Source organism: Caballeronia calidae (genome assembly GCF_900044055.2).
Classification (GTDB): Bacteria; Pseudomonadota; Gammaproteobacteria; order Burkholderiales; family Burkholderiaceae; genus Caballeronia; species Caballeronia calidae.
In genome coordinates, this window is sequence record NZ_FCOX02000014.1 from 89,373 (window position 1) to 101,889 (window position 12,517).

Sequence of the window (12,517 nt, forward strand, 5' to 3'; positions counted from 1 at the left end):
CGTGGGTTCCCTTTTAGTTGGCGAAGTACTTGTCGAGCAAGGCCTGGGCGATGGCGTCGCTTTCCGCGTCGGCGTTGCCGGCGTAGTCCGACGGGCGGAAGTGCATCTGGAATGCGCTGAAGACGCGGCGCGTTTTGTCGTCGAGCACGCCGTCGGTGGCGACGTCGTAGCCGTAGCGCTTCAGCTTGTCCTGCAACGCGCGCACGTCGGACGGCGCTTTCGGATCGCGGCCCGCGAGATGCGCGGCGACGGTGGCGTCGTCGGGCCACGCGCCCACGCCGGCATCGTACAGCGCGCGCCACGGAAACAGCGGGCCCGGGTCGATCTTGCGCTGCGGCGCGATGTCGCTATGGCCGACGACGCGCGTCGGCGGAATGCGCTGGCGCGCGACGATATCGCGCGAAAGTTTGATGAGGGCGTCGATCTGAGCGGGCGGATAGGGTTGCCATTCGCGAACGCCGCCATTTTCGCCGACGGGACCGAGGTTCACGTTCTCGATGCCGATCGAGGACGCGTTGAGCTCCGTCGCGCCTTGCCAGGAACTGATGCCCGCGTGCCAGGCGCGCTTGTCTTCGGGCACGAGCTGGTAGACGACCGGTTCGCCACGCTCGATGCGCGGGGCGTCGGGGACGACGTAGTGCACGCTGACCTCGTCGCCGGTCAGGACTTCGATCGAACGGGCTTCGTCGATTTCGGTGTAGTGCATCACGAGGAAGCGGATGCGGGAGTCGGCGTTTTTGGCGTGGTGCTGCGTGTCGGCGATGTAGGTGCCGCGGTTGAGTTGGGTGGTGGTGCAGGCGGTGAGCGTGAGCAGCAGCGAGGCTAAGAGGAGCGTTTTCTCCATAGCGGTCAGCAATATTCGCGTGTGTTGCATTCGACTCTTGCTCTCATTGACCGCTTTCTGCATCCCAACGGGACAACACCCATCTTTTATGCTCAAGCAGCACGTCATGGCCCGGGCGCTCATTGATCTTGCTCGGCAGGCGAATCTTTTGCCCCTTCAAGTCCCCATACGCTGTGCCATAGAGCTTCGGCGATACAAGCAGTTCGAAGTTACTCGGTTCGATAGCGATCAGTGCGCGATCGTAGAGCGTATGCAGGTCTGCACGAAGTAACAAGCCGTTTGAGACCAGATTGGTCTTCACTCCGAAATAGCGGTGAATGTGCGCCGCCTCTAGAACCGGCACGACGTTACAGTCAGAAATCGCGCAACGGTGATCGTAAGCTGCCAGAATTGAATCTCGAAAGGCGCCCTGTCCTTCGCGTAACACGATCGACGCTTCAATCCATCGACGTTCATCTTCGAAAGTCGCACGCGTGAACTGCGCTGCGGACTCGACGGCGGTTTCCAGTTGCTCAAGTGGAGAAACTGCGGTTGCTGCCAAGTCATCCCGAACTTCGTTCAGAACGAAATACCCTTCGCGCCATTCAGTCACAAACGCCAAACCGAGAACCTTATAACGAGGATTCGGCTTGCCTTTAGTTTGGCGCAAGACGCCGACTGGAACACCGTCTTCCATGCAGGCCACCAGAGCGCGATTTGTGAACTGACTATCGCGCTTGCTTGGATCGAGTTGCTCTTGGAAATACCGATAGACCCAAGCCCCGTCAGCGTTCACTTCTGGTTCGTGATCCGCGTATGTTCCGTTGAGCGACTGGCGCACACTGACCGCATAAGCAATGCCAGCGGGCTTATGAATTCCTTTGGCTTTATTGACGATGAACGTTCCATCATCCAATGGTTTCGGCCACGAAACTTCCCTGTCCTTATTTTCATGAAACCACTGGAGTGCCGCGCGATGGGCTGGCGCCAATCTTTCGTATATCTCTTGTAGCGATGTCATGAACGAAATGCGCGAAGTGTGTTCCGTAGCCTGAACCTCTTACTTCTTCACCGCCCTCTGCCGCACCGCCTCAAACAAACATACCCCCGACGCCACCGACACATTCAAACTCTCGACAGCCCCCGCCATCGGAATATTCATGATCTCGTCGCACGTCTCGCGCGTCAGCCGGCGCATTCCCTCGCCTTCCGCCCCCACGACGATCGCCACCGGGCCATCGAGCTTGGTCTCGTAAAGCGAAGCCGTCGCCTCGCCCGCCGTCCCGATCACCCAGACCCCCGCGTCCTTCAACTCGCGCAGCGCGCGCGCCAGATTCGTCACGGTGATGTACGGCACGCTCTCCGCCGCGCCGCTCGCCACCTTCGCCGCGGTCGCATTCAGCCCCGCCGACCGGTCGCGCGGCGCGATCACCGCATGCGCGCCCGCCGCATCCGCGACACGCAGACACGCGCCCAGGTTATGCGGATCGGTGACGCCATCGAGCACCAGCAAGAGAGGCGTGCCCGAAATGCCGTCGAGCAGCTCGGCCAGATTCTGCGCAAGCGGCAGATCATGCGCGCGTGCGACCACGCCCTGATGCTGGATATTGCCCGCAAGGCCCCACAGGCGCGACTCGTCCGCCGCGATCAGCCGCACGCCCGCTTCCTTCGCGGTACGCAGAAAGTCCTGCATGCGCCGATCCTTGCGCGTGGGGTCGTACAGCACCTCCTCGATCGACGATGCATCCGCGCGCAAACGCGCGGTCACTGCGTGAAATCCGTATAGAACCTTGAGACGTGACATGACTGATCCGAACCTTCGGTGAAAACATGAAAAGCATGACGCGGTCCGTGCCACCCGGCATCGGACCGCGCACATTCGATGGCAGCAGCGTAGACGCGCCGCCCTAACGTTTCTTGCGCGCCGGCCGCCCCTGCGAGGCCGGCTTCGACGACTTCGACGCCGCCCCGCGTTTCTTCGCCGCGCCGCCGCGCGCGCCCGCCGTGAGCGCCGCGCCCTTCTTCGTGCCGCCGCGGGCGCGCGTGCTCGGCATATCGTCGTCGCTCATCGATCCCATCAGCGGACGGATGCGCGGACCGGCCGCGCCGTTGCCGACGCTCGCAACATCGCCCACACTCGACGATGAACGCGGCACCGGCGGCTTCACCGGCGTATCGCGCACGAGACGAAAATCGATCTTGCGCGCATCGAGATCGACGCGGCTCACCTGCACCCGCACACGATCCGACATGCGATAGCGGATGCCCGTGCGCTCGCCGCGCAGCTCGTTCTTGATCTCGTCGTACTGGAAGTAATCGGAGCCGAGCTCGGTCACATGCACGAGACCTTCGATGAACAACGAATCCAGCTGCACGAAGATGCCGAACGTCGTCACGCCGTTCACCATGCCGCCGTATTCCTCGCCGAGCTTGTCGCGCATGAAGTAGCACTTGAGCCAGGCTTCGACGTCGCGCGAGGCTTCGTCGGCGCGGCGCTCGTTCGATGAGCAATGCAGCCCGAGCTCTTCCCAGATCGCGACGCTGTTGCGCGCGCGGCCACGCGCGGTGTCGTCGGCTTTCTGCATCTCGCGCGCGGCTTTTGTGAGGCCCGTGCTGAGCGAGACATCGTGACCGATGTCCGGCAGATACTTCTTGCCCTGCAGGATCGCGTAGATCGCGCGATGCGTGAGCAGGTCGGGATAGCGGCGGATCGGGCTCGTGAAGTGCGCGTACGCCTCATACGCGAGACCGAAGTGACCGATGTTGTCCGGGCTGTAGACGGCCTGCTGCATCGAGCGCAGGACCATCGACTGCAGCATCTGCGCGTCGGGCCGGTCGCGGATCTGCGCGATCAGCGCGGCGTAATCGCTCGCATGCGGCTTGTCGCCGCCGGTCAGCGTCAGCCCGACCCCGCGCAGAAACGCGCGCAGGTTCTCGAGCTTCTCTTCCGTCGGCCCCGCGTGCACGCGATACAAACCCGGATGCTTGTTGCGCTTCAAAAAGTCCGCCGCGCAGACGTTCGCGGCGAGCATGCATTCCTCGATCAGCCGATGCGCGTCGTTGCGATGACGCGGCACGATCTGCTCGATCTTGCCCTGCGAGTTCACGACGATATACGTCTCGGTCGTGTCGAAATCGATCGCGCCGCGTTTCTGGCGCGCGGCATGCAGCGCCTTGTAGACGCCATAAAGATTCTGCAGATGCGGCAGGATATCGGCGCGCTTCGTCGCTTCCGGGCCCTTCGTGTTCGTGAGCACGGCCGCGACTTCGGTGTACGTCAGGCGCGCCGCCGAATGCATCACGCCCGGATAGAACTGGTACGCCTTGATCTCGCCGCGCGCCGTGATGACCATGTCGCACACGAGCACGCAGCGGTCGACATCGGGATTCAGCGAGCAGAGCCCGTTCGACAGCTTCTCCGGCAGCATCGGAATCACGCGGCGCGGGAAGTACACCGACGTGCTGCGATCGAGCGCATCGATATCGAGCGCTTCGTTCGGGCGCACGTAATGCGACACGTCCGCGATCGCGACCAGCAGACGAAAGCCCTGCCCGCGCCCGACGGAAACCGGCTCGCAGTACACGGCATCATCGAAATCGCGCGCGTCCTCGCCGTCGATGGTGACGAGCGGCACATCCCGCAGATCCACGCGATGGCGGATATCCACCGGGCGCACTTCGTCGGGCAGCTTCGCGGCGGATGCGAGCGCGGCGTCGCTGAACTCATGCGGCACGCCGTATTTGCGCACGGCGATCTCGATCTCCATGCCGGGATCGTCGATGTCACCGATCACTTCCACCACGCGCCCGAGCGGCTGCGAATGACGGCTCGGGAAATCCGTCAGATCGACGGACACCACCTGGCCGACCTTCGCCTTCTTCGGATTCTGCGTGATGAGGATGTCGTGACCGATGCGCTTGTCTTCCGGCACGAGAATCAGCGCGCCGTTCTCGTTGACGAGCCGTCCGATCACGCGCTTGTTCGCGCGATCCGTCACCTCGACGATATGCCCTTCCGGACGTCCGCGCCGGTCATAGCCGACGATGCGCGCGAGCACGCGATCGTTGTGCATGACCTTCTGCATTTCGCCATTGGGGAGGAAGAGATCGTCCTGGCCGTCGTCGCGGATCAGGAAGCCGAAGCCGTCGCGATGTCCCTGCACGCGGCCCGCCACGAAGTTCGACGGATGCGTGAGCTGATAGTGGCCGCGCTTGTCGAGGCGGATTTGCCCGTCGCGTTCCATCGCCGCCAGTCGCTTGAAAAACCCTTCGCGCTCCTGGCGCTTGATCGACAGCGCCTCGGCAATGTCGTTCGCGGCATGCGGTGTCTCGCTCGTGCGCAGCACGCCGAGAATCTCTTCGCGGCTTGGAATCGGATACGGATATTTGCTCAAGGGCGTAGTCGTGTTTTTTCTCGTTGGACGGGACTTTTGCGGTGCTTTGCAACCAATAATGCGGTCATCGTTGCGGGCCATTCTAACACCCGTCTTTTAAGCGCCACGGGGCCCGGAGGCCGATCCGGCGCGGCTCGCGCCTCGTCACGCGTATTGCATCGAAACGCTTGACAGGCGCGTTGCGCTCGCTATAATGGCGTTCTTTGCTGCTGACGCGAAAGCGAAGCAAACCCGCAGCAAATCGCACCCTTGCCCAGGTGGCGGAATTGGTAGACGCACTAGGTTCAGGTCCTAGCGGTGGCAACACCGTGGAGGTTCGAGTCCTCTCTTGGGCACCAAGATGTTCGGAAAAGCCACCTTCGGGTGGCTTTTCCTTTTTGTGCGGAGACCGTGTTTTCGATTCAACGAGTCGTATGACTTTTCGATTGACACGGCGCCCGTTCCCGCTAAAATAGCGGGCTCGCTGTACCCCTTGGCCCAGGTGGCGGAATTGGTAGACGCACTAGGTTCAGGTCCTAGCGGTGGCAACACCGTGGAGGTTCGAGTCCTCTCTTGGGCACCAAGATGTTCGGAAAAGCCACCTTCGGGTGGCTTTTCCTTTTTGTGCGGAGACCGTGTTTTCGATTCAACGAGTCGTATGACTTTTCGATTGACACGGCGCCCGTTCCCGCTAAAATAGCGGGCTCGCTGTACCCCTTGGCCCAGGTGGCGGAATTGGTAGACGCACTAGGTTCAGGTCCTAGCGGTGGCAACACCGTGGAGGTTCGAGTCCTCTCCTGGGCACCAAGGTCCCTCTTTCGCGAAACGCTGCTTTCAGCGCATCGCATGCAAAAACCCCACGCATCGTCGTGGGGTTTTTTGTTTTCCGCCTTCATTTTTTATTCGCCTGTCTTTCGTTTTCGGTTCGGTTATTCAATCGATGAATCGAGAATGAATTGAAACCGTATCCTCCAATTCATTTACAGCCCGCACACTGGCCGGATTAACCAGCTGGTTTAAGCAGTCGATTAATCGACGGCGTACACTCGCCCGTGTGAAGCCAGCACGCCCGGCCCGAGCGCCTGCGGCCGGTTTGCGAATTGCTGACCTGCATTGCAATACGTCAAACGCTTGATCGAACGGAGACACCGGCAATGAGCTGGACGCGCGAACAAAGAAACGTGACGATTGCCGCCTATTTAGGCTGGACACTCGACGCATTCGATTTCTTTCTGATGGTCTTCGTATTGAAGGATATCGCCGCCGAATTCAATACGAAAATCCCGGACGTGGCATTTGCAATCACGCTCACACTGGCCATGCGTCCATTGGGCGCCTTGATCTTCGGCCGGCTCGCGGACAAGTTCGGCCGCCGTCCCACGCTGATGATCAACATCGCGTTCTATTCGCTGCTCGAACTGCTCTCCGGCCTGTCGCCGAACCTCGCGACGCTGCTGATTCTGCGCGCCCTTTTCGGCATCGCGATGGGCGGGGAATGGGGCGTCGGCTCCGCGCTCACGATGGAAACCGTGCCGCCCTCGTCGCGCGGCTTCGTCTCGGGGCTGCTGCAGGCGGGATATCCGAGCGGCTATCTGCTCGCATCGATCGTCTTCGGCGTGCTGTACCAGCATATCGGCTGGCGCGGGATGTTTTTCGTCGGCGTCGCGCCCGCCTTGCTCGTGATGTACGTGCGCGCGCACGTGCCCGAATCGCCCGCCTGGCGCGCAATGGAAAAGCGCGAGCGCCCCGGCCTCATCGCGACGCTCAGGCAGAACTGGACGCTCTCGCTCTACGCGATCGTCCTCATGACCGCGTTCAACTTTTTCTCGCACGGCACGCAGGATCTCTATCCGACCTTCCTGCGCGAGCAGCATCACTTCGATCCGCATACCGTGTCGCTGATCACGATCGTGTTGAATATCGGCGCGATCGTCGGGGGGCTGTTCTTCGGGGCGTTGTCGGAGAGGATCGGGCGGCGCGTGGCGATTTTCATCGCCGCATTGATCGCGCTGCCGGTGCTGTATCTGTGGGCGTTCTCGAGCGGTCCCGTCGCGCTCGCGACAGGCGCGTTCCTCATGCAGATCTCCGTGCAGGGCGCGTGGGGCGTGATTCCCGTTCACCTGAACGAGATCTCGCCCGACGACATTCGCGCGACGTTCCCGGGCCTCGTGTACCAGCTCGGCAATCTGCTCGCGGCGGTCAACGCGACGATGCAGGCATCGCTCGCGACGTCGCACGGCAATAACTACGGCATGGCAATGGCGATCGTCGCGGGTGTCGTCGCTGTCGCGATCGCGGCGCTGATCTTCTTCAGCCGCGAGCGGCGGGGTATCGATATGACGCGCGCGGCGCGGGAAATGGGCTCGGCCACGTAGTGCGAATGGCCGACGAAGGTCGATGAAGTTCGATGAAAAGCCCCGCGGACTTCGCGGGGCCGCTTTCTCGTCAGATTCCGCCTGGAACGCGACGCGACCCGCCGCCTCCTTCGAAGGCGAGCCTTTCGAGCAGTTCCAGCAACGCGTCCCGGTGCGCAATATCGCCTGCCTGCTTTCGCTTGCGGCGCAATCGATGCACCGTACTGTGGGACACGCCGATGTACCGGCTAAGCGCTCCGACAGGAACGCCCTGTTCCAGGCAGAACAACATCACAAATCGTGCGACCGGCGTAATACGTTCCGCTGCATCCCAATACAGCGATAACGCGCGGTGTGTGTAGTTTTCGCGAATGCTCGCGATCAATCTCAGGTTCAACGGTACGCGTATGATTTTCATGCCTCCTTTGGCTAGATTCAGCGATAACAACAGGTCTCCTGAAATGCATGCCCAGTCCGGAAATGATGCTTCTTCGGGCACTTCACCTATATTTAGCCTGCCTAATTGATCTAGTCGCTTCAAAGTCCACTAAGCTCCGGTGACCATGTGCACGTGGCAGGTGGTCACTTCAAGAAGCTGGCCCGTAGTGACTTGCTGTGTTGAACTTCTCACTGGACGACACAGCGCCCTTTTGGTCCCCGCCTCGCGCGGGGATCGATAAATGCTCAGACATTGCACCTAATGTCTCAGCACGCACCCGATCTAGATCAAGTTATTTTTATCCCGCACTAGGCAAAACGGGAAGTAGACTATTCTGAGTTTAAGAGTCTCCTTAGTCATTGGAAGGAGTCTGTCTTATATTTTCACGACTGAAATTGTCTCGCAACTGTAAAAAGCGCGCGTAGAGAAATCAGTCGAGACGTTTGGCACGTCGCGTGCTTTTGCGTTTTCGTCGTCAAGCTCGTCGTCTGCCGTCGGAGACCCGTGATGCTCGCCGTCTACGTCGTCGCATTTCTTCTGCTCGCCGTTGCCCTCACGTTCTTCCAGTCCGCCGCTCCCGCCTGGTTTGCCGGGCTCGCGGCCTGGGTCGCTATCGGGGCCGCCATCGGTTTCGTCAGCGTCGGCGTCGCGGTCGTTCTCGCGATCATCTTCGTGTTGCCGGCGCTCATGCTCGCCGTGAAACCGCTGCGACGTGCGCTGATCAGTCGCAGGGTGTTGGACAGGTTCCGCAAGATCCTGCCGGAGATGTCGTCGACGGAACGCGATGCGATCGAAGCCGGCACGGTCTGGTGGGACGCCGAACTCTTTTCCGGACGCCCGGCGTGGGACAGTCTGCTCGCCCACGGTGCGCCGAACCTGACGCAGGAAGAGCAAAGCTTCATCGACAACGAATGCACGCATCTGTGCGAGCTGTCGAACGACTGGGACACGACCGCCATCTGGCAGGATTTGTCGCCGCAAGCGTGGGCGTACATCAAGGAACAAGGCTTTCTCGGCATGATCATCCCGAAGCGATACGGCGGACGCGCCTTCTCCGCGTACGCGCACTCGCAGGTCATCATGAAGCTCTCGACGCATTCGTCGGCGGCGGCCGTGTCGGTGATGGTGCCGAACTCGCTCGGGCCCGCCGAACTGCTGCTGCACTATGGCACCGAAGAACAGAAGAACCACTATCTGCCGCGGCTCGCGCGCGGCGACGACATCCCCTGCTTCGCGCTGACGAGCCCTTACGCCGGTTCCGACGCCGCCGCGATTCCCGATATCGGCATCGTCTGCCGCGGCATGCACGAAGGCCGCGAGACAGTCGGCTTTCGCGTCACGTGGGAGAAGCGCTACATCACGCTCGGTCCGATCGCGACCGTGCTCGGCCTCGCCTTTCGCGCGCTCGACCCCGAGCATCTGCTCGGCGGCGACGAAGCGCCCGGCATCACCTGCGCGCTCATTCCGACGACGCACCCCGGCGTCAATATCGGGCGGCGGCACTGGCCGCTCAACGCGGTGTTCCAGAACGGCCCGAACTGGGGCAAGGATGTGTTCATCCCGATAGATTGGGTCATCGGCGGACGCGCGCAGGTCGGCAACGGCTGGCGCATGCTGATGGAATGCCTCGCCGCCGGGCGCGCGATCTCGCTGCCATCGTCGAATGTCGGCATGGCGAAGCTGGCCGTGCGCGGCACGAGCGCGTATGCCGCTGCGCGCCGCCAGTTCCGCACGTCGATCGGGCGCTTCGAAGGCATTCAGGAAGCGCTCGGGCGCATGGGCGGCAATCTGTACGTGATGGACGCGGCGCGGCGTCTGTCGGCGCAGGCCGTCGATCTGGGCGAGAAGCCTTCCGTCATCTCGGCGATCGCGAAGTATCACATCACGGAACGCGCGCGGAAGGTGATCAACGACGGCATGGATGTCGTCGCGGGCAAGGGCATCTGCATGGGGCCGTCGAATTTTCTGGCGCGCGCGTATCAGCAGATGCCGATCTCGATCACGGTCGAAGGCGCGAACATCCTGACGCGCTGCCTCATCATCTTCGGACAGGGCGCGATCCGTTGTCATCCGTATGTGCTGAAGGAGATGACGGCGACGCGCGAGGACGATGCGCACCGCGCGCTGCGCGATTTCGACGACGCCTTCTTCGGCCACGCGAGCTTTCTCGCGGCCAACGCGCTGCGCAGTCTCGTGTACGCGTTCGGCGGCACCGCGCTCATGCGCAAGCCCGCGCGCGCCGATGCGCGTCTCGTGCCGTATTACCGCGCCGCCACGCGCCTGTCGAGCGCGTTCGCGCTGTTCGCCGATGTCTCGATGCTCACGCTCGGCGGCGAGCTGAAGCGCCGCGAGCGGCTTTCGGCGCGGCTCGGCGACATTCTCTCGCAGCTCTATCTAATGTCCGCGACCTTGAAGCGTTTCGAGGACGACGGCCGTCCCGACACCGATTTGCCGCTCGTGCGCTGGGGCGCCGAAGATGCGCTCTTTCAGGCGCGCGCCGCGTTCGAAGGCTTGCTCGCGAACTATCCGAACCGCGCGGCGGCGGCGTTCCTGCGCGCGGTGGCGTTCCCCTTCGGCGTGCCGCACGCAGCGAGCGCCGACGCGCTCGGCAACGAAGTCGCGATGCTGATGCAGACACCCGGCGATGCGCGCGAGCGGCTCGTCGCGAACTCGCATGTTTCGGCATTCGAAAACGATCCGGTTACGCGCGGCGAAAAGCTGCTCGCGCTCACACCGGCGGTCGCGGCGCTGGAAGCGCGTCTGCGCGAAGCCGTCAAGGCGGGCCGGACCGCCCCGCTGCCGCAGAGCCCGCACGATATCGAAGCGTGGGCGCAGGCGGCCGCCGAACGCGGTTTCATCGACGAAAACGAGCAGGCGCTGCTCGCGCAATGGGCAGCTCACGCGCGCGAAGCGGTGAAAGTCGATGATTTTTCCTCAGACTTCGGTATCCTCGAAGCATTGCAAAAGCGCAGCGCGGCGCTCGAGCGGCAATTGCCCGAAGCCATCGCCTGAAGCACGCGAGCCTGAGGCACACAGACCCACGGCAGCGCCGCGCGCCCGACGACCGATCGCCAATCGATGAAAGACCGCTATCTCGACTTCGTCAATTCGCCCTTCGGCATGAGCATCGCACGCTCGCTCGGCCTTCCGCGTCCCGAGGTACTGCGCCGCTATCGCGCGGATCATGCCGAATTCGGCGGCATGGCCGCCATCGGCGCAGGGCCGTCGCCCGCGCTCTTCGATGACCTGATGGCCGTGCTTTCCACCATCGGCATGACGAGCGTCGCGCACGAGAGCGCGGCCGGCTGGCTGCCGGTTGCCGCCCGTCATGGCGCGATGAGCGGCCGCTTCGAGCCGCGCGCCCGCGATGCGCTGGCGAGCGACCGCGCGGATCGTGTCGAAGCGCTGATCTTCGATGCAACGGGCATCGTCGAAAGCGGCCAGCTGCATGCGCTCTACGCGTTCTTTCACGACGCGCTGCGCTCGCTCGCGAAGAACGGGCGCATCGTCGTGCTCGGCCGCCCGCCCGCCACGCGCGCGAGCGTGCCGGCCGCCACCGCGCAGCACGCGCTCGAAGGCATGGTGCGCTCGCTCGGCAAGGAAGCGCGCAACGGCATCACGTCGAACCTGCTGCGCGTCGCCGATGACGCGAGTTTCGAGTCCGCGCTGCGCTTCTTTCTCTCGCCGCGCTCCGCCTATGTGTCGGGCCAGGTCGTGACCATCGACGCATCGTCGGCCGCGCCGCATAGCTGGACCACACCGCTCGCGGGCAAGCGCGCGCTCGTGACGGGCGCGGCGCGCGGCATCGGCGCATCGATCGCAGCGGTGCTGGCGGAGCACGGCGCGATCGTCACCGGGCTCGATGTCGAAACCGCCCGCGATGCGCTCGATCAGACCATGCTCTCGATCGAAGACGCATCGCCCTCGAACGGCGCGCATGCCGCGCTCGTCGCGGACATCGCCGAGCCCGAAGCGCCCGGCGAGATCGCCGCGGCGCTCATCGCATCGGGCGGCATCGATATCGTCGTGCACAACGCGGGCATCACGCGCGACAAGACCATCGCGCGCATGACCGACGAGATGTGGGACAGCGTGATCGACATCAATCTGCTGGCGCAGGCGCGCATCGACGACGCGCTGCTCGCACGAGGCGTGCTGCGCGACGGCGGGCGCATCGTCGCGGTGTCGTCGATCAGCGGCATCGCGGGCAATCGCGGACAGACCAACTACGCGACCTCGAAGGCCGGCGTGATCGGCCGCGTGCACGCGATGGCGCCCTCGCTGCGCCCACGCGGCATCACGATCAACGCGGTCGCGCCCGGCTTCATCGAAACCCACATGACCGCGCGCATGCCCTTCGGCGTGCGCGAGGCCGGCAGACGGCTCAACTCGATGGGACAAGGCGGCCTGCCCGTCGATGTCGCCGAGACCGTCGCGTGGCTCGCGAGTCCGGGCAGCGCGGGCATCACGGGCAACGTCGTGCGCGTGTGCGGCCAAAGCCTGATCGGCGCGTGAGGGGAAAAGACGC

The 12,517-nt window shown here is 63.2% G+C and carries 8 protein-coding genes and 3 tRNA genes; 6 read left to right on the forward strand and 5 right to left on the reverse strand.

Going from position 1 to position 12,517, the window contains the following annotated elements; genetic code table 11:
• Positions 1-13: 13 nt before the first annotated feature.
• From AWB78_RS15340 to rnr, 4 genes are all read right to left on the reverse strand, one after another.
• Complete coding sequence (locus AWB78_RS15340; protein WP_062605612.1) at positions 14-844, reverse strand: N-acetylmuramoyl-L-alanine amidase; 831 nt, start codon at positions 842-844, stop codon at positions 14-16.
• 43 nt (positions 845-887) lie between these two features.
• A complete protein-coding gene (locus AWB78_RS15345) occupies positions 888-1,844 on the reverse strand; it encodes an HNH endonuclease (RefSeq protein ID WP_062605614.1) in 957 nt (318 codons plus the stop codon).
• Positions 1,845-1,883: 39 nt separating this feature from the next.
• Entirely contained in the window at positions 1,884-2,627 is a 744-nt protein-coding gene (gene rlmB, locus AWB78_RS15350) for a 23S rRNA (guanosine(2251)-2'-O)-methyltransferase RlmB (protein WP_062605616.1), read from the reverse strand.
• Between the two features lie 103 nt (positions 2,628-2,730).
• Positions 2,731-5,217 carry a ribonuclease R gene (gene rnr, locus AWB78_RS15355; protein WP_062605618.1) on the reverse strand — a complete coding sequence of 829 codons (2,487 nt, stop codon included), beginning with the start codon at positions 5,215-5,217 and terminating at the stop codon, positions 2,731-2,733.
• Between the two features lie 251 nt (positions 5,218-5,468).
• On the opposite strand from rnr, the gene AWB78_RS15360 reads away from it, so the two are divergent.
• From AWB78_RS15360 to AWB78_RS15375, 4 genes are all read left to right on the forward strand, one after another.
• A tRNA-Leu gene (locus AWB78_RS15360) sits at positions 5,469-5,555 on the forward strand.
• Between the two features lie 137 nt (positions 5,556-5,692).
• A tRNA-Leu gene (locus AWB78_RS15365) sits at positions 5,693-5,779 on the forward strand.
• Between the two features lie 137 nt (positions 5,780-5,916).
• Positions 5,917-6,003 (forward strand) — tRNA-Leu (locus AWB78_RS15370).
• Positions 6,004-6,350: 347 nt separating this feature from the next.
• On the forward strand, positions 6,351-7,571 hold the full coding sequence (locus AWB78_RS15375; RefSeq protein WP_062605620.1) for an MFS transporter: 1,221 nt from the start codon (positions 6,351-6,353) through the stop codon (positions 7,569-7,571).
• Positions 7,572-7,641: 70 nt separating this feature from the next.
• Here AWB78_RS15375 and AWB78_RS15380 read toward each other — a convergent pair whose 3' ends face one another.
• The gene (locus tag AWB78_RS15380; RefSeq protein WP_062605622.1) at positions 7,642-7,968 is read right to left on the reverse strand and encodes a hypothetical protein; all 327 of its coding nucleotides are present in this window, start codon (positions 7,966-7,968) and stop codon (positions 7,642-7,644) included.
• A 528-nt stretch (positions 7,969-8,496) separates the two neighbouring features.
• On the opposite strand from AWB78_RS15380, the gene AWB78_RS15385 reads away from it, so the two are divergent.
• Both AWB78_RS15385 and AWB78_RS15390 read left to right on the forward strand, forming a co-directional pair.
• The gene (locus AWB78_RS15385) at positions 8,497-11,001 is read left to right on the forward strand and encodes an acyl-CoA dehydrogenase (RefSeq protein WP_062605624.1); all 2,505 of its coding nucleotides are present in this window, start codon (positions 8,497-8,499) and stop codon (positions 10,999-11,001) included.
• A gap of 66 nt (positions 11,002-11,067) precedes the next feature.
• The gene (locus AWB78_RS15390) at positions 11,068-12,504 is read left to right on the forward strand and encodes a 3-oxoacyl-ACP reductase (RefSeq protein ID WP_062605626.1); all 1,437 of its coding nucleotides are present in this window, start codon (positions 11,068-11,070) and stop codon (positions 12,502-12,504) included.
• The last annotated feature ends 13 nt before the right edge of the window (positions 12,505-12,517 follow it).